General features: G+C 71.4%; 17 protein-coding genes. 5 read left to right on the forward strand and 12 right to left on the reverse strand.

Features of this window, described 5'->3' with window-relative positions:
* Window positions 1-5: 5 nt before the first annotated feature.
* The gene (locus DFR72_RS42955; RefSeq protein ID WP_090073183.1) at window positions 6-221 is read right to left on the reverse strand and encodes a hypervirulence associated TUDOR domain-containing protein; all 216 of its coding nucleotides are present in this window, start codon (window positions 219-221) and stop codon (window positions 6-8) included.
* A 53-nt stretch (window positions 222-274) separates the two neighbouring features.
* Here DFR72_RS42955 and DFR72_RS42960 point away from each other — a divergent pair, with 53 nt between their 5' ends.
* The gene (locus DFR72_RS42960; protein WP_090073181.1) at window positions 275-604 is read left to right on the forward strand and encodes a DUF3140 domain-containing protein; all 330 of its coding nucleotides are present in this window, start codon (window positions 275-277) and stop codon (window positions 602-604) included.
* Here DFR72_RS42960 and DFR72_RS42965 read toward each other — a convergent pair.
* Genes DFR72_RS42965 through DFR72_RS42990 form a run of 6 tightly spaced genes read right to left on the reverse strand, consistent with a single transcriptional unit; the run spans window position 601 to window position 4848 of the window.
* Window positions 601-1572: an ROK family glucokinase gene (locus DFR72_RS42965; protein ID WP_090073447.1), complete on the reverse strand. Its 972-nt coding sequence runs from the start codon at window positions 1570-1572 to the stop codon at window positions 601-603. The two genes, DFR72_RS42960 and DFR72_RS42965, sit on opposite strands and share 4 nt — an antisense overlap.
* A 14-nt stretch (window positions 1573-1586) precedes the next feature.
* The gene (locus DFR72_RS42970; RefSeq protein WP_090073179.1) at window positions 1587-1937 is read right to left on the reverse strand and encodes a hypothetical protein; all 351 of its coding nucleotides are present in this window, start codon (window positions 1935-1937) and stop codon (window positions 1587-1589) included.
* A gap of 14 nt (window positions 1938-1951) precedes the next feature.
* On the reverse strand, window positions 1952-3160 hold the full coding sequence (locus DFR72_RS42975; protein WP_090073177.1) for an ArsA family ATPase: 1209 nt from the start codon (window positions 3158-3160) through the stop codon (window positions 1952-1954).
* Window positions 3157-3597 (reverse strand): SRPBCC family protein, encoded by a 441-nt coding sequence (locus DFR72_RS42980; RefSeq protein WP_090073175.1) that lies wholly within the window; start codon window positions 3595-3597, stop codon window positions 3157-3159. The genes DFR72_RS42975 and DFR72_RS42980 overlap by 4 nt, the downstream gene beginning before the upstream one ends.
* A gap of 23 nt (window positions 3598-3620) precedes the next feature.
* Window positions 3621-4409 carry a metallophosphoesterase family protein gene (locus DFR72_RS42985; RefSeq protein WP_090073173.1) on the reverse strand — a complete coding sequence of 263 codons (789 nt, stop codon included), beginning with the start codon at window positions 4407-4409 and terminating at the stop codon, window positions 3621-3623.
* Window positions 4410-4467: 58 nt separating this feature from the next.
* Window positions 4468-4848 carry a polyketide cyclase / dehydrase and lipid transport gene (locus tag DFR72_RS42990; RefSeq protein WP_090073171.1) on the reverse strand — a complete coding sequence of 127 codons (381 nt, stop codon included), beginning with the start codon at window positions 4846-4848 and terminating at the stop codon, window positions 4468-4470.
* Window positions 4849-4946: 98 nt separating this feature from the next.
* Here DFR72_RS42990 and DFR72_RS42995 point away from each other — a divergent pair, with 98 nt between their 5' ends.
* Window positions 4947-6743 (forward strand): AMP-dependent synthetase/ligase, encoded by a 1797-nt coding sequence (locus tag DFR72_RS42995; protein WP_090073169.1) that lies wholly within the window; start codon window positions 4947-4949, stop codon window positions 6741-6743.
* 249 nt (window positions 6744-6992) lie between these two features.
* Window positions 6993-9860 (forward strand): AfsR/SARP family transcriptional regulator, encoded by a 2868-nt coding sequence (locus DFR72_RS43000; protein WP_090073167.1) that lies wholly within the window; start codon window positions 6993-6995, stop codon window positions 9858-9860.
* Between the two features lie 5 nt (window positions 9861-9865).
* On the opposite strand, the gene DFR72_RS43005 is transcribed toward DFR72_RS43000, so the two are convergent.
* The 5 genes from DFR72_RS43005 to DFR72_RS43025 form a co-directional block, all read right to left on the reverse strand.
* A complete protein-coding gene (locus DFR72_RS43005; RefSeq protein WP_090073165.1) occupies window positions 9866-10282 on the reverse strand; it encodes a DUF6892 domain-containing protein in 417 nt (138 codons plus the stop codon).
* 39 nt (window positions 10283-10321) lie between these two features.
* The gene (locus DFR72_RS43010; RefSeq protein WP_090073164.1) at window positions 10322-11425 is read right to left on the reverse strand and encodes a glycosyltransferase family 4 protein; all 1104 of its coding nucleotides are present in this window, start codon (window positions 11423-11425) and stop codon (window positions 10322-10324) included.
* 10 nt (window positions 11426-11435) lie between these two features.
* Entirely contained in the window at window positions 11436-12203 is a 768-nt protein-coding gene (locus tag DFR72_RS43015) for a hypothetical protein (protein WP_143087001.1), read from the reverse strand.
* Window positions 12204-12213: 10 nt separating this feature from the next.
* On the reverse strand, window positions 12214-13218 hold the full coding sequence (locus tag DFR72_RS43020; RefSeq protein ID WP_090073161.1) for a C40 family peptidase: 1005 nt from the start codon (window positions 13216-13218) through the stop codon (window positions 12214-12216).
* 65 nt (window positions 13219-13283) lie between these two features.
* A complete protein-coding gene (locus tag DFR72_RS43025; protein ID WP_090073445.1) occupies window positions 13284-14642 on the reverse strand; it encodes an NYN domain-containing protein in 1359 nt (452 codons plus the stop codon).
* Window positions 14643-14825: 183 nt separating this feature from the next.
* On the opposite strand from DFR72_RS43025, the gene DFR72_RS43030 reads away from it, so the two are divergent.
* Window positions 14826-16526 carry a DEDD exonuclease domain-containing protein gene (locus DFR72_RS43030; RefSeq protein WP_090073159.1) on the forward strand — a complete coding sequence of 567 codons (1701 nt, stop codon included), beginning with the start codon at window positions 14826-14828 and terminating at the stop codon, window positions 16524-16526.
* A 258-nt stretch (window positions 16527-16784) separates the two neighbouring features.
* Window positions 16785-17072: an Lrp/AsnC family transcriptional regulator gene (locus DFR72_RS43035; protein WP_030465012.1), complete on the forward strand. Its 288-nt coding sequence runs from the start codon at window positions 16785-16787 to the stop codon at window positions 17070-17072.
* The last annotated feature ends 217 nt before the right edge of the window (window positions 17073-17289 follow it).

The following is a 17289-nucleotide window of genomic DNA, read 5'->3' on the forward strand; positions in this document are numbered from 1 at the left end:
AACACTCATTTCTTCTTCTTCAGCGCTTCCGGCTTGTGGACCGCGTCCCTGCCGCTCTTCGCGCTCTCCACGCGGTACTGGGGCTCCTCCTTCGAGGCCTTCACCTTGCGCCCCGCCGCCTCCTTCTCCGTGGTGATCTCTTCCTTCACTTCGCCGTGGGTCTTCGAGCCGTGGCTCGACCACTCGACCTCGTCGCCCGGCTTGTAGGGGTGCTTCGTCATGCCCGCCGGGTACCCCGACCGGACGAGTCAATCCGTCCAGGAGGAGGACACCCGTGAGCGACGACCAGGAGCAGATCCGGAAGGACTTCGGCGAGGCGGTCAACATGACCGCGGCGGAGTTGGAGAAGTGGCTCGGCACCGACGAGTCCAAGGAGGTCGGCGACAAGTCGTCCGGGGAGTCGACCGGGCACGCGTCAGGCCGCCGAATCGTCACGCTGCTCAAGACGAAGCGCGACGACCTGACCGACAGCGACTACCAGCACATGCGCAAGGTCGTCGGTTACGTGCACCGCCACCTCGCCCAGCGGCCCTCCGGCGACGTCGAGGACAGCCGCTGGCGTCACTCGCTGATGAACTGGGGCAACGACCCGCTCAAGAACTAGACGCGGCGAGAATGGTTCTTGGACGTCCGTGAGGCCATCTGGCCCGCCATCTCGCGGGCCAGGGTCGCCGCGCCCACGATGCCCGCGTCGTCGCCGAGCTGGGCGGTGCGGATCCGGGCCAGCGGCCGGTGGCCGGCTCCCGTCACCACGGCGGAGTAGCGCTCGCGGGCGTCGTCGAGGAACAGCGGTGCCGAGGTCGACACGCCTCCCCCGATGACGATCACCTCGGGGTCGTAGACGTCGGCGACCAGCGCCAGGCCCTCGCCGAGCCAGCGGGCCAGGTCCGCCATCGCGCGCTTGGCCAGCGGGTCGCCGTCGCGGGCCGCTCCGGCCACCCGGCGGCCGGTCACCGCGCGCGAGTCGCCCGCCGCCTCGCGGGCCAGCACGGTCGAGACGCCGGGGTGCTTGGCGAGCAGTTCCACGGCCGTCGCGCTCAGGGCCGTGCCGCTGCAGTAGCGCTCCCAGCAGCCGTTCTTACCGCACGGGCAGGGGCGGCCGTCCGGGACGACGCGCAGGTGGCCCAGTTCGGGGGCCACGCCGTACGCGCCGCGGAAGACCTCGCCGTCGAGCAGCAGCGCCGCGCCGATGCCCGTGCCGATGGCGACGAGAACGGCGATCTTGGCGCCCCTGGCCGCGCCGAAGCGGTGTTCGGCCAGGGCGGCGGCGTTCGCGTCGTGTTCCAGCACTACCGGCATGCCCAGGCGGTCGCTCATGCGGTCGGCCACGTCCGCCTGCCGCCACGCCAGGTGGGGCGCGAAACGGACCGTGCGGCGGTCTGAGGCGATGAAGCCCGCCACGGCGAGACCGACGGCGCTCACGGCGTGGCGGGTCGCCACCTCCTCCACGGCGGCGACGATCGCGTCTTCGAGGGCGCGTTCGCCTGCGGGCGTGGGGGCGCGTGAGGTGTCCAGGACCGAGCCGCGCGGGTCCACGACACCGGCGCGCACGCTGGTGCCGCCGATGTCCACTCCGACGGTGAGCACTAGTCCGACTTCCTGACGACCTTGATGTGCTGCACGCGCTGCCCGGCGTCGGGAGCCGGTTCGTCCCCGGCGGGCGGTGACGGCTGCGCGGTGCCGGGCTCGCGCAGGGCTGCCCGCAGCACGGCGACGAGGCCCGCCGCGTGTTCGGCGGCCTTGGCGGCCAGTTCGGAGCGGTCGCCGCGCAGCAGCGCCACGCCGTTGCACAACGGGCACCAGCCGCACGTCTCGGGCGTGTGCGTGCCGTCGCCGGCCTCGGAGACGCGCTGCAGCCACGGCTGCATGCGCTCGGCGGCCGTGTCGATGAGCAGCCGCAGCTCCTCGGCGAGCTTGCCGGTGTTGTCCTGGGTCATCTACCTGCTCCTGATCAGCGCCACAGGGACGGGTCCGGCCGGAATCCCACCGTCACGCCACCCGAATCCATCTCCGCACCGGTGACGATGCAGCGCCGCAACAGCGACGGCAGCGCCACGAGCCGGCGCCGGCCGTCGACGGTCAGCGCCAGGTCGTCGCTCACGCGCGCGAGGTCCAGCTCCGTGTCGTCGGACAGCGGCAACGCGATTCGCAGCGAGTACCGGGCGTCGAGTCCGCGTCCGCTGCCCGACACCTCCAGCAACGACTCCGACACCGCGGCACCGGGCAGCGGGTCCGAGTCGCCGTAGAGCTGCTCGGCGACCTCCAGCAGCGCCGGCACGCCCACGGGCTCCGACGCGCGGTGGTCGACCGTGCGGATCTCGCCGATCCCGGTCAGTTCGGCCAGCACGGCGTCCTGCTCGTGCCGGCGGGTGCGCAGCCAGGAGGCGGCGGCACCGCGCGCGGCCCCCGGCGAGGGCACCAGCCGGTTCGCGATCACGCTGTCGACCCGGATTCCCTGCAGCGCCAACGCGGTCAGCGTGCGGCGGGTCTCGGCGGCGACGACGCGTTCGGGCGTCAGCACGAGCCGCACCGAGCACGACGACGAGTCCGCGAGCATCGAGCGCAGCGCGTCCAGCCGCTCGGCGAGGCGGCTCAGCGCGTCGGCCGTCGCGTCCCACTTCTCGACGGACCCGGTGCCCGCGACGCCCGCGAGGAGCCCGCGCACCACGCGCCGGTGGGTGGGGAAGAGCCGTTCGAGGTAGCCCGCGAACGCCTCGGGCAGCGACAGCAGCCGCAACGTCTCCGCGGTCGGCCCGCAGTCGACGACCACGACCTCCCACGGCCCGGACGCGGCGAGCCGCCGCACCTCCGCCAGCGCGAGGAGTTCCTCGACGCCCGGCAGCACGGTCAGCTCCTCGGCGTCGAGCTCGTCGACACCGGCGCCCGCCAGCACGGTCCGCAGGTGCCCGCGCAGGTCGCCCCACGCCTCGTCGACGAGGCCGCGCGGGTCGATCTGGCAGGCGAACAGACCGGCCGCGCCGTCCACTTCGGACGGTTCGGCGCCGAGACGCACGTCGAGCGCGTCGCCCAGCGAGTGCGCGGGATCGGTGGAGACCACGAGCGCCTTGCGGCCGTGCGCGGCCAGCGAGGCGGCCGTCGCGGCCGACAGCGTCGTCTTGCCGACCCCGCCCTTGCCGGTGAAGAGCAGGACCCGGCTCAAGCCGCCTTCTCCGCGCGCTTCTTGAGTTCCTTGAGAGCGGTGTCGAGGATCATCTTCTCGGCCTTGCGGCGGAACAGCCCGATCATCGGGATCACCAGCTGCACCGACAGCGTGTAGGTGACCTTGGTGCCGGTACCGGACGGCGCGAGCACGTAGCTGCCCTGCTGCGCCTTCTGCATGGTGCCCTTGACGAGTTCCCACTTCACCGACAGACCGTCGGCGGCCCAGTCGTACTTCAGGGTGTACTCGTCCTTCACGGGACCCTGGTCGATCGCGAACCGCACCTGCTCGGCACGGCCGTCGTCGCGGGCGTCGAGGACCTCGACTTCCTTCATCCCGTTCGCCCAGTCCGGGTACGACGGGAAGTCCGCGATGATCGCCATGATCTTCTCAGGCGGAGCGTCGATGACGATGGACTGAGTGGACTGGTCGGCCATAGACGTGGAGGTTACTCGCGTGGCTACCAATTCAGGACGTGAGGCTTGCCGCTGCGCTGGAAGTGCCCGACGTTGACGCACTCGGTGTAGCCCACGCGCACGCGCCGGGCCAGCGGCTGGTGCACGTGGCCGAACACCGACCAGCGCGGCCGTTCGCGCTGGATCTTCTCCAGCGCGGCCCGTGAACCCCACTCGGGGCGGCGCGCGACGACGTCGTAGGTCAGCTCCGGGACGAGGGGCGGGATGTGCGTGCACAGCACGTCGACCTGCCCCATCCGGTCGAGCGCCGACGCCATGTCCTCCTCCGTGCGCAGGTACGGGAACCACGGCGCGTCGGGGTTGCGGGCCAGCCCGGGCACCATCAGCCCGCCGCCGGCGAAGCCGAACCTGAGCCCGCCGATCTCCGCGGCCTCACCGTCGAGGACGTGCACGCCTGCTCCGGCGAACTGCGGCCACAGGTGCGGACTGTCCACATTGCCCGGTGTCGCGTACGTCGGCGCGGACATGGCGCTGAACAACGCGTGGTACTGCTCCAGCACCGCTTCCTCGACCACGGAACGGGCGTCGGCGAGACCGTCCCACAGCGATCGGATGTAGCTCGCCGTGTCCGCGCGCCTGGTGCCGCGTCGCAGCTCGGCGAAGACCCCGACCTTCTCGGCGCCGAAGACGCGGCCGAGGATCCCCTTGGAATGGTCGTGGTAGTCGACGAAGTCGATCAGGTCGCCGAGCACGACGAGGGCGTCCGCACCGTCACCGGCGCGCGCGAGCGCCTCCGCGTTGCCGTGCACATCGGAAACCACGTGAACCCGCACGGTTCCAACTTAGTTGACGCCGCATGGAGGTGTTCTGCGAGACGCGCGTCAAGCAAGATCACCCGTGCGGCGGGCAGCCGGCCGGACGACCGTCCTCCAGGGTCAGCTTGAGCCCCAGCGAGACCGACTTCGCGTCGAGCTGGCGCCGCTGCACCTCACGGCGGGCGTTGCGCGGCGTGAGGGACCCCGAGGGCGGATCAGCGCGGAGGAAGTAGTGCAGCACGGTGCCGTCGAGCATGGGCTCGAGCCAGATCTCCATGGTGCCGACGAGCGCGCCTCCGACCGTCCAGCGCAGGCCCTCATCGCCCCTGTCGGCGTAGACGGCGAGCTCCAGATCAGGCCAGAACTCCCTCCACGAGGAGGGCGAGATGAAGGCTGCGGCGACCACTCCGGGTGGTACCGCGAGGAAAGTCTCGTCGACGACGTCCACGCTGGCCATGAGGACAAAAGGTAACGGAAGGGCGTACCAGCCTTTGTATCGCCGGAATCACACGCTAGGTTTCCCCACCAGTAACATTTCACCGTACGGAGGTTGACGTGCGCGAGTTCAGCGTCCCCGCCACGGCCGCAGTGGCTCCGGAGGAAAACCTCACCGACATGGTGTGGGCCAACGCGGAGCGCTTCGGCAACGCCGTCAGCTTCCGCAGGCAGATCGACGGCACCTGGGTCGACATCACCGCGCGTGACTTCGCCGCGCAGGTCATGGCAGTTGCGAAGGGCATGGTCGCAGCCGGGCTGGAGCTCGGCGACCGGGTCGGCTTGGTCTCCAAGACCCGCTACGAGTGGTCGTTGCTCGACTTCGCCATCTGGGCGGCGGGCGGCGTCGTGGTGCCCATCTACGAGACGTCGTCGACGGACCAGATCGAGTGGATCCTGTCCGACTCGGGCGCGACGGCGGTGTTCGTCGAAGCGTCCTCGCACCGGGCGATGGTCGACGACGTCGTCGGCAAGCTCCCCGAGCTGCGCCACGTGTGGCAGATCGACGGAGCGGCCGCCGCGGTCGACGAACTGACCGCGCTCGGTGCCGAGATCACCGACGAGCAGGTGCACGAGCGCCGCGGGCAGGTGAAGGCGGAGCACACGGCGACGCTGGTCTACACGTCCGGCACCACCGGCCGTCCCAAGGGCTGCACGCTGACGCACCGCAACCTGCTGGCCGAGGTGCGGTCGGCGCTGTCGCGGTTCCCGGAGATCCTCACGGCCGGCAACTCGCTGCTGCTGTTCCTGCCGCTGGCGCACATCCTGGCGCGTGCCCTGGCCGTGGCCTGCGTGTACTCGCGGGTCACCATCGGCCACACGGCCGACGTGAAGGACCTCGTCTCCGACCTGGGCCAGTTCCGCCCGACGTTCGTCGTCGCGGTGCCGCGCGTGTTCGAGAAGGTCTACAACGGCGCGAAGCAGAAGGCGCACGCCGGCGGCAAGGGCAAGATCTTCGACGCCGCCGAGGCCACCTCGGTCGCGTACAGCACCGCGCTCGACAACGGCGGTCCGGGCCTCGGCCTGCGGATCAAGCACGCCGTGTTCGACAAGCTGGTGTTCACGAAGCTGCGCGCCGCCCTGGGTGGTCGCGCGATCGCGGCGGTCTCCGGTGGCGCTCCGCTGGGTGCACGGCTGTCGCACTTCTTCCGCGGCGCGGGCATCCCGGTCTACGAGGGCTACGGCCTGACCGAGACGTCGGCGGCGGCGTGCGTGACGTTCCGCGGCCAGGAGAAGGTCGGCACGGTCGGCCTGCCGGTGCCCGGCACGTCGGTGAAGATCGCCGAGGACGGCGAGATCCTCATCAAGGGCGACATCGTGTTCACCGGCTACTGGAACAACGAGGCCGCCACCAAGGAGGCCTTGGAGGACGGCTGGTTCCACACCGGTGACATCGGCGAGCTCGACGGCGACGGGTTCCTGAAGATCACGGGCCGCAAGAAGGAGATCATCGTCACCGCCGGTGGCAAGAACGTCTCCCCCGCGCAGCTCGAGGACCGGATCCGGGCGCACCCGCTGATCTCGCAGTGCATGGTCGTCGGTGACAAGCAGCCGTTCATCGGCGCGCTGATCACGATCGACCCGGAGTTCTTCCCGGCGTGGAAGGAGTCGCACGGCAAGCCGGCGTCGGCCGAGGTCCCCGACCTGATCGAGGACGCGGACCTGCTGGCCGAGATCCAGGCCGTGGTGGACGACGCGAACAAGTCGGTGTCCAAGGCCGAGGCGATCCGCAAGTTCCGGGTGCTGCCGGTCGACTTCACCGAGGCGGGCGGCGAGATGACGCCGTCGCTGAAGCTGAAGCGCTCCGTCGTGGCGACGACCTTCTCGTCCGACATCGACGCGATCTACGCGAAGTAACAGCAGGTCGAATGCGCGAAAGGCCCAGGAGCCAGAGAGTGCTCCTGGGCCTTTCGACCCCCAGCGATCGTGATCCGCGAACTTTCCGCGGAACCCGAGAAGTGTGTTGCCCCGGCCCCCCGACCGGGACGTGGAGAAGATTGCCGTACGGCGCTGACGTATCGCTGACGCGCCGATGTCACCCGGCGACAGCGCGCTAATAGGGTGTGGGCCAGACGGGGTAGATCTGGCTCGCGCGAGGGGTTGGCAATGGCTTCGGGTCCGCAGTTCCGGCTGCTCGGCCCGTTGGAAGTACGCCTGGAAGGCTCCGCCGTCGTGTTGCGGGCGGGCAAGCACCGGGCGTTGCTGGCGGCGTTGCTGCTGCGGCCGAACCGCGTCGTTCCCGTGACGGAACTCGTCGAGCACGTGTGGGGGGACACACCGCCTGCGCGCACGCGTGGGACGTTGCAGACGTACGTGATGCGGCTCCGGGCGGCTCTGGGTGATCCGTCGTTGATCCAGACGGCCGCGGACGGTTACCGGATGCGGGTGGACCCGCTGGCCGTGGACGCGCATCGCTTCGCTGACGCGGCGGCTCGCGGACGTGCGGCCTCGTCGTCATCCGACCTGGTCACGGCCCGGAAGGCGTTCGCGGAGGCCTTGGAGTTGTGGCGCGGGCCGGTGCTGTCGGACGTGCCGTCGGAGACGTTGTACTCCGAGCACGCGCCGCGGCTGACCGAGCTGCTGATGAGGGTGCACGAGCAGCGGATCGACGTGGAGCTCGCGCTGGGCAACCACGCGGACCTGGTGCCGGAGCTGTTCGGGCTGACGCGGGACCACCCGTTGCGGGAGCGGTTCTGGGCGCAGCTCATGCTCGCGCTGTACCGCTGCAGCAGGCAGGCGGAGGCGCTGGAGGCGTTCCGGCAGCTCGACCGGGCGCTGGACGAGCAGCTGGGCATCGACCCGTCGGAGGAGCTGCGGTCGTTGCACCAGGCGATCCTGATGGGTGCGCCCGAGCTGGCGGCGCCGGTGGTGGCGCGGGAGCCGGAACGCGCGCCGCCGTCGCCGATGCGGCTGCCGGACGACATCGCGGACTTCACCGGGCGGTCCTGGCACGTGGAGCGGGTCTCCGGGCTGATCTCCGGCGGGTCGGTGCCGATCGTGACGCTCGCGGGGCAGCCAGGGGTGGGCAAGACGACGCTGGCGGTGCACGTGGCGCACCTGCTGCGGGACCGGTTCCCGGACGGGCGGCTCTACGTCGACCTGCGCGGGTACGCGCTGGGGGCGCCCGCGGACGGGGTGGACGTGCTGTCGCGGTTCCTGCGGGCGCTGGGGGTGCCGCCGGACGAGATCCCGCCGGACGCGGACGAGCAGAGCACGATGCTGCGGTCGTTGCTGTCGGGACGGCGGATGCTGCTGGTGCTCGACAACGCCTCCGCACCGGACCAGGTGCGGCCGTTGCTGCCGGGGACGGCGTCGTGCCGGGTGATCGTGACGTCGCGGGACGACCTGCGCGGGCTGATCGCGATGAACGGCGCGCGGACCGTGCCGGTGGACGTGTTCCCGGCGGCGGAGTCCGAGTCGTTGCTGGAGAAGCTGCTCGGGCCGGGTGATCACGCGGAGCTGGCGGCGCGGTGCGGGCACCTGCCGCTGGCGTTGCGCGTGGCGGCGGCCTACCTGGCCGGGCGCGACGGCGTGACGATCTCCGGTTCGCCGATCGAGCTGGCCTACGCCGCGCTGCCGCCCGCGCCGCAGCGGTTGTTCCGGCTGTTGTCGCTGGTGCCGGGGCCGGACTTCACGCCGGAGGCCGCGTCCGCGCTGGCCGACGTGGACGCCGACGGCCTGCTGACGGTGCTGGCGATCGCGCGGCTGGTGGTGTCGCCGGTCCCCGGCCGCTACCGCTTCCACGACGAACTGGTCCGCTACGCCGCCACCTTGCGCGAAGAGGCGGACAGTCCGTCCGAGCAGCAGGCGTCGTGGACGGCGCTGCTCGACCACTACCTGCGCGGCGTCGAACGCTGCGCCGAGCTGCTCTACCCCGGGATCGTGCGGCTGCCGTCGTCGCCGGCGGGCCCGGCGCCGCGGATCTCGACGTCGGCCGAGGCCCTCGCGTGGCTCGACGCGGAACGCCCGAACCTGATCGCCGCCATCCGGCACGCGGCCGAGCACGGCCCGGTGGTGATGGCCTGGCAGCTGGCGGACGCGCTGCGCGGCTACCTGTGGATCGGCCAGCACGTCGGCGAGTGGCTCGCGACGGCGCACCACGGCCTGCAGGCCGCCCAGGAGTCCGCGCACCGCCCTGCCGAGGCCGCGATGCACGCGAACCTCGGCACCCTCTACCTGCGGCTGGGCGAGTACGCGCGGTCCGTCGAGCACCACGACCACGCCATCGAGCTGTACCGGGCCCTGGGCGACAGGGACGCCGAGGCGGGCGCGCTGAACAACCTCAGCCTCGTGCACCGCCGCTCGGGAGACCTGGTCGCCGCGAAGGACACCCTGGTCCGCTGCCTGGAGATGCTGCGCTCGGCCCCGGCGGACAGCGTCAGCACCGGCCTGTACAACCTCGGCCAGCTCGCCGTGGAACTCGGCGAGATCGACGGCGCGGTCGAGCACTTCTCGCAGGCGCTGACCCTGGCGCCGAACGCCGACAGCCACACCTACCTCGGCATGGCCCTGCGCCTGCAGGGCCGTCTCGACGAGGCGCGCGCCCACCTCGAACGCGCCCTGGAGATCGGCAACGTCCCCGCCGGCGAGTCCGAGACCCTGGAGAACCTCGCCGCCCTGGAACTCGCCTCCGGCAACACCGACTCCGCCCTGTCCCTGGCGTCGCGCGCACTGTCCCTCGTGGCCGACGGGGGCGACCAGCAGGTGGCGACGTCCGTGCGGATCACGCTCGGCGAGACCCGCCGCGCCCTGTCCGACTTCGACACGGCCGCCGAACTGTTCGAGCAGGCCCTGACGACGGCCCGGCGGATCGGCTTCGCCTCGGGCGAGGTCCGCGCGCTGATCGACCTGGCCGTGGTGCTGCGCGATCTCGACCGTCCCGCCGACTCCCGCTCCGCAGCCGACCAGGCCGCACGGCGCAGTGCCGAACTGGGGTTGCGCGCTCTGGAGAACCGGGCCCGCGAACTCGCCTGACGCTGTCAGAGCCAGTCCGCCTCGATCCCGCGGGCACGCAGCGTCTCCAGCGCCTCCTCGTTGCCCGTGTAGAGCAGGGTCATCGACTTCAGGTTGGGAAAGTGCCGCAGGTCGGCGAACTCGTCGACGTCGAATAGCCCGTCCTCGCCGTCCCAGTTGGGCGCGATCTCGAGGTAGATCTCGTTGCCGCCGTCCATCTCGATCTCGGTGATCTTCTCCGCGAGCTCGGCGGGGACCTCGAGCGCCTCGAAGTAGGCGAGAGCCTCCGGCACCGCCTCGAAGCTCCCGGCGTCGTAGGTGAAGCCCTGCTCGGCGGCGTGCGCACGCAGGTCGAACCTCGGCAGGAGGCCCTGGTTGTACATCAGCTCCTGGACGACGGCGAGCTTGAAGTTGGTGTCGGTGAACGGAATCGGCTGGCTCATGCCCGAACCGTATAGGCTGCCGAACTTCTCCCAGCCGGGTCAGCCGATGAGGTTCTCGAGGCGCTGCGCGAGCTGGTCCCAGCGCCAGTGGTCGCTGACCCACTCCCGGCCGGCACGCCCCATCTTGGCCGCCGTCTCAGGATCGGCGAGCAGCGAGGCGATCCGCGCGGCGACGTTCTCGACGTCGAGCCCGTCGACGACGTTGCCGGTGATGCCGTCGCGCACGGTCTCCGGGGCGCCGCCGGACCGTCCGGCCACGACGGGCAGCCCGGTCGCGGAGGCTTCGAGGTAGACGATGCCGAGGCCTTCGACGTCGAGGCCGCGGCCGCGCGTGCGGCAGGGCATCGCGAAGACGTCGCCTGCGTTGTAGTGCGCGGGCAGTTCCTCCCACGGCACCGAGCCGGTCAGCACGATGTCGCGGGAACCGGCGGCCATCTTGTCGAGCGTCTTGCGGTACGGCCCGCCGCCGACGATCAGCAGGGCGGCGTCCGGCACCGTGCGCTGGATGAGCGGCAACGCGCGGATCAGGACGTCCTGGCCCTTGCGCGGCACCAGGCGCGACACGCACACGATCACCGGCCGGTCGCCCAGCCCGTACCGGCGACGCATCTCGGCACGCGCGGCGGGGTCCGGGCGGTACTGCTCGGTGTCCACACCGGACGGAAGGTGCTCCAGCGCCGCCATCGGCCCGAACGCCGCCGAGAACCGGGAGCGGGTGTAGCGGCTGACGTACGTCACGACGTCCACTCCGGACCCGATCGCCCGCAGCGCCTGCCGCGCCACCGGCAGCATCGACCAGCCGACCTCGTGCCCGTGCGTGCACGCCACCGCGCGGCTCAGACCGAGTGACGGCGCCAGCAACGCCAGCGGTGCCGCCGCCCCGAACCACGCGGCCTCGCACGACTCGGCGCGGGCGATGTCACGCGCGCGGGCGAGGACGTCCGGCGTCGGCAGCATCAGCGACGTGGGGTGCCGCACCACCGGGAACGGCTGCTCGGCGTCGAACTCCTCCGCGCCCTTCCACTTCGGCGCGTAGACGACGAGCGAGTCCGCGGGCAGGCGTGTCGCCAAAGCGTGCAGGTAGGACTGGATGCCACCGGGACGGGGCGGGAAGTCGTTGGTCACCAGCAGGGTTCGGCGCACGAACTCAACGCTATCCGATGGTCGTTCTCAGGAACTCACGCCAGCCCGCCACGTCGACGACACGAGCGTCCACTGCGGACGAGGACGCATACCGCAGGAAGAAGTCCACGACACCGCGCTCCCCGAGCCGCGACTCCAGGTAGACCATGATCGAGTACGCCTGCTGGTACGCCAGGTCACGCCCCGAGCCGCCGAAGTCGACCGGCAACGCCGAGACGTCCGACCTCAGCAGCGGTGCGGCCTGACGGAGCGACAGCCCCGTGCCGTGGAACGCCACCCAGTCCGCGAACCCCTCGACCAGCCACAGCGGGGCCGAGTCCGAGGTCAGGTCGCGCGTCGCGACGTGCGTGATCTCGTGCCGCAGCAGCACGCTCAGCTCCACGTCCGACAACGCCGACGCGCGCACCCGGTTGATGACGACGCGCTGCCCGGAACCGTCCCTGATGGCGACCCCGGCCATGTCCGCGAACGCGGGCCCGACGAGCGACACGAGCTCGGTTTCCGACGCCGGGACGACGACGTCGACCCGCCGAACCCAGCTGATGTCCACTACGTCGGCGACCTCGCGCACCGAGGAGTCCAGCAACCCCGACACCCGCGACGCCAGCGCACCATCACAAGAACTGCTGCTCACAGTGCCCGACGCCGCCGTCAGCACCATCTCATTGCAATGGGGTGTTGCGGCCGGCTGCAACTCAACGGGCCGTAGTGCAACGCTGACGCCCAGCAGGAACGTCATGGCGACGGTGACCGCCAGCAACGTCCGGAGGTGCTTCACCGGCGCAACGCTATCCCTCGATGCGCCGGATCACCGCGATGGGCCCGATGGCGTCGATCGGTGCGATCTTCACCGGCTGGCCCTCCGTGGAGGCGTGCACCGCCCGCGCGTTGTCGACGGCCATGGCCACGTGCGACCTGCTCGAGTAGTAGACGATCAGGTCGCCCGCGCGGACCTCTCCGCGCGACACCGCGCGCCCGACCCCGGCCTGCCCGCCCGAGGTGCGCGGGATCGTGAAGCCCGCGGCCGCGTAGGCCTTCATCGTCAGTCCGGCGCAGTCCCACCGGTCAGGGCCGGTGGCGCCGTACTGGTAGTCGTCCCCGCGCTGGCCCAGCGCGAACGCGAGGGCGAGACCCGCCACCCCGGAGGGCACGCTGACCTGCGAGCGGTCGCCGGGGTCGCGCAGCCGGCTCACGACGGGCGCGGGCAGCCGCGTCAGCGCCGTCCGCACCTGGTTGATCTGCGCCTGCAACGCCTGGTTGCGCGCGTCCAGGTCGCTCTTCAGCTTCTCGGCCGCCGCGGTGGTCTCCGCGGCGCGCGCCCGCGCGCTCTCCGCCACCTGGTGCGCCTGACGGGCCTTCTCCACCGCGGCGGACAGCCGCGCGAGCGACTCCGCCTTGTCGGAGGCGAGCACCCTCATCATCTCGAGGCGGTTCAGGAAGTCCTGCTGCGAGTCCGCGACGAGCAGCGCGGAGAGCTGGTTGAACCGCGCCCCCTCGAACGACGCCTGGGTGATCAGGTCGACCTGGCCCTGGTAGTCGTCCTCGTCGCGCTTGGCCTGCCGCTCGATCTGCTGCGCCGCCGCCACCGTCGCCGTCGCGCTGCCGAGCTCCGCCTTGCGCTGCACGAGGTCTTCCTGCGCGCGCAGGACCTCCTCGTTGAGCTTCGTCGCCTGCGCCGTCAGATCCGCGTACGCACGCGCGGGATCGGCCGGCTGCGCGGCCGAGGACACGGCCGGAGCGACCGGGAGGAGCAGCAGGAGAACCAGGAAACCACGGGTGAAGTTGCGCGACATGAGGTCGCCGATCCCCCTCGCCAGAACAAGACCGCCAAGATCGACGGCGTCAGGCTACCGGGTGATCAAACGCGCCCGAGACGGGCCAGCAGCACGGCGGACGGCACCGGGTGGGCGCCACGGCGGCGCACCGAGTCCGCGACCGCTCGGTCCGACGTCACCACCACCACGGGCCGCCCCTCGGGCTCCGCGGTGACCAGTGCGCGAATGACGTCATCGGCCAGGACACCGGGGTCGCTGAAGAGCACGCGCACGCCACGAGGAGCAGCCGCGGGCACGGCCACCACTCCGGCGCCGTCGAACACCAGCGTCACCTCGGCGCCCGTGCGCGCCGCCAGCACCGCCAGCTGGTGCACGAGCCGATCGCGTTGATCCGACAGCGACAGCTCCGGATAACCGGTCTTCGTGACGTTGTAGCCGTCCACCACCAGGTGCACCGCGGGCAACGCCAGCAGCCGGTCCAGGGCCGCGGGGTCCTCGACCCGGCCCACGACGCCCTGCGACGCGCTGGCGCCCCGCACGAGATCGGCGGGACGCGGCCCGGTGCCCTCGCCCAGGGCAAGCTCACGGCGCAGTCCCGTCACGGCACCGTCGAGGGTGTCCACGAGCAGCGCGAGCCGCACCTCGTCGGCCTGGCGGGCCTCCCGTGCGGACTGCCGTGCCACCTCGGCGTCGGCGATCGCCCGCTGGGCCTTGCCGCGTTCGGTCTCGGCGCGGTCGCGCTCCCGGTCGCGTTCGGCGGACAGGCGCTTGACCTCGTCCGCGGTGCGTTCCTCGATCTTGCGCACCTCGGCGGCGGCTGCCGCGGCGGCGTCCTTGGCCTCGCGCAGCTTCACGCCCTGCTCTCGCAACCGCTTGCGCAGCCGTTCCAGCTCGACCTCGGCGTCGGCGCGGACGCGTTCGGTGGCGCCGTCGAGCTGGGAGCGCTCGGACCGCAACCGTTCCAGCTCGCTCTCCAGCCGTTCCGCGCGTGCGGCGGCCGCGTCCCGTTCGGCTCGCAGCGTCGCGTCGCCCACCCGGCGCGTCACCAGCTCCACGTAGTGCAGCGCGACTTCGTCACCGGTCAGCACCGCCGCCGCGGCCGCCGTCACCGGGTCCGGTGAGGTCACCTCGAGCGTCGACGGCCTGTTCTTGCGCAGCCACTCGACCACGGCGGTGCGGAAGTTCGCCGAGTCCCGCAGGCCGGCCACGACCTGAGAACCGCCCAGGCGAGCGCGTTTGGTCGGGGCGAACTTCGCCACCGGCCGCAGGTGCTGGGGCACGTCGACCTTCGCCATCTCGCCCAGCGCGTCCGCCCCCAGCTCGGCGAGCCGCACCCGCAACGGCTCCGGCAGGGCCGACCAGTCCACAGAGGATTCGACAGTGGAGTCATCCGCGGACTCACCTGCCTCATCGGCAGGCTGGTCGAACTCGGGCTCGGGCATCGGGTCGGGCACACCACCAGGCTAGAGCCCCGGCACTCGATCAACGCACGGACGTGTCCGCCCTGGGCAACAACGATCTGGAAAAGATCACCCGATCACCACTCCAATGGAGCAGCCGCAGGTCAGAGCTCCACCGAAGATCAGCTCCGAAAATTGTCAGACCCCGTCGCTAACGTCAGCCACGTGACCGGACAACTGTCCTTCGACGAGCTCGGGACGCCCCTGCGCGACACGACGTTCGTCGTCTTCGACCTGGAGACCACGGGCGGCAGTGCCGAGGAGGACGCCGTCACCGAGATCGGCGCGGTGAAGGTGCGCGGCGGCCAGGTCGTCGGTGAGTTCGCCACGCTCGTCGACCCGCAGCGCGGCATCCCGCCGATGGTGGCGCAGCTGACCGGGATCACGCAGTTGATGGTGACGGGCGCGCCGACCATGAAGACGGTGTTGCCCGCGTTCCTGGAGTTCGCGGCCGGTTCCGTCCTGGTGGCGCACAACTCGGGCTTCGACGTCAGCTTCATGAAGGCCGCCTGCGAACGGCACGGCTACCGCTGGCCGAAGCCGTCGGTCGTGTGCACCGTGAAGCTCGCACGGAGAGTGCTGAGTCGCGACGAGGCGCCGTCGTGCCGTCTGTCGGCGCTCTCGGACCTGTTCCACACGGAGACCAAGCCGACGCACCGGGCGCTGGCCGACGCCCGCACCACCGTCGAGGTGCTGCACGCGCTGCTGGAACGCGTCGGGAACGTGGGCGTGCACTCGCTCGAAGAACTGCTCGCGTACCTGCCCGAGGTGACACCGGAACAACGTCGCAAACGCTCGCTGGCGGCCCACCTGCCGTCCACGCCCGGCGTGTACCTCTTCCGCGGCCCGAAGGAGGAGGTCCTCTACGTCGGCACCGCGTCAGACCTGCGGCGCCGGGTCCGCCAGTACTTCACGGCGAGCGAGGGCAGGCGCAGGCTGCGCGAGATGGTCGCCCTCGCCGTGCGGGTCGACGCCGTGGAGTGCTCCCACCCGCTGGAAGCCGAGGTGCGCGAACTGCGGCTGCTGCGCGCACACCGCCCCGCGTACAACCGGCGCTCGAAGAACCCCCACCACGCCTGGTGGCTGACCCTGACCGACGAGCCGTTCCCCCGGATCTCGCTGGTCAAGGTCCCCCGGGACGGCGCGCTGGGCCCGTTCCGCACCCGGAAGGCAGCCGAGTCGGTCGCGGACGCGCTGCTGGACGCCGTGCCGCTGCGCTCGTGCACCATCAAGATCCCGGCCACGAACCAACGCGCCTCCCCGTGCGCCCTGGCCGAGCTCGACCGCTGCAAAGCGCCCTGCGCGGGCCGGCAGACGGTCGACGAGTACTCCCCCGCCGTGGTCGCCGTGCGCGATCTGGTCGTGGGCAGGAGTGCGGACCCGTTACGCACGCTCATCACCCAGCTCGGCGGCCTGGCCTCGGCCGAACGCTTCGAGGAGGCCGCCCGCCGGCGCGACCGCCTGGCGGGCCTGGTGCGGTCCCTGGACCGGGCCCAGCGCCTGGCGGCCCTCGCCGCGCTCCCCCAGCTCGTGGCCGCCAGACCCGACCGCGAAGGCGGTTGGGAGTTCTCGGTCGTGCGCTACGGCCGCCTCGCCTCCGCCGGGGTCGCCCGCCGCGGCACCCGCCCGATGCCGGTGGTCGACGCACTCGTCGCCTCGGCGGAGACGGTCATCCCGACTCCCGGCCCGCTGCGCGGCGCTCCCCCGGAAGAAGCCGCCGTCGTCCTGCGCTGGCTCGACCAGCCGGGCACCCGCCTGGTGTACGCGGACGAGCCGTGGTCGTCTCCCGCCGGCGCCGCCGCGGCGTGGGTGCCGTGGGCCGAACAAGCCGCGGGCGCCCGTCCTATTCACGACCGCTGGAACTGACCCGGAACGCCTCGTTGCACAGCCCTCATGCAAGAAACGTTTGCGGACGTCCGCCAACGTTTTTTGCATGAGGAGGGTAAGCGCAGGTCAGAACGGGTGGCAGCAACCGATCTATCAGCCAGTAAGTCGACAAAGAGACACGCGCGGGCCGTGCGCGGCTCGGCCCTCGTGAGCGGCGACGTCCTCACGCAGGTGATCAGGCGGTAGGGCAGACTACGGGTGCTTGAGACACCGGAGCCCAGACCCGAGGAGGACGCCGTGGTCACCGCCATCGTGCTGATCCAGGCCGCCGCCGAACGCATTCCCGAGGCCGCGCAGGAGATCGCCGACATCGACGGAGTCACCGAGGTGTACTCCTGCGCCGGTGACGTGGACCTGATCGCGCTGGTGCGGGTCAGCAAGCACGAGGACCTCGCCGCACTGGTGCCCGGCAAGATCAGCAAGGTCGCGGGCGTGCTGAACACCGACACGCACATCGCGTTCCGCAGCTACTCGAAGCGCGACGACGAGGCAGCGTTCTCCATCGGCCTGGACGACGCCCAGTAGTCGACCCGGTGACCGAAGGCCACAGACACGACGAAGGCCCCCGTGAACATCACGGGGGCCTTCGTCGTGTTCGTGCGGTGGATCAGGCCTTCGGGTCGGACGGCTTGCCGGCGAGTTCGCTGGCCTCGTCCTGGGAGCTGAGACCCTCCGAGGCGTGGGCGTGCTTGCGCGCGTTCTGCAGGGCCACGGTCTCCTCGACCGGGTCCGGCGACCACGT

The organism is Lentzea flaviverrucosa (assembly GCF_003350445.1).
Lineage (GTDB): Bacteria > Actinomycetota > Actinomycetes > Mycobacteriales > Pseudonocardiaceae > Lentzea > Lentzea californiensis.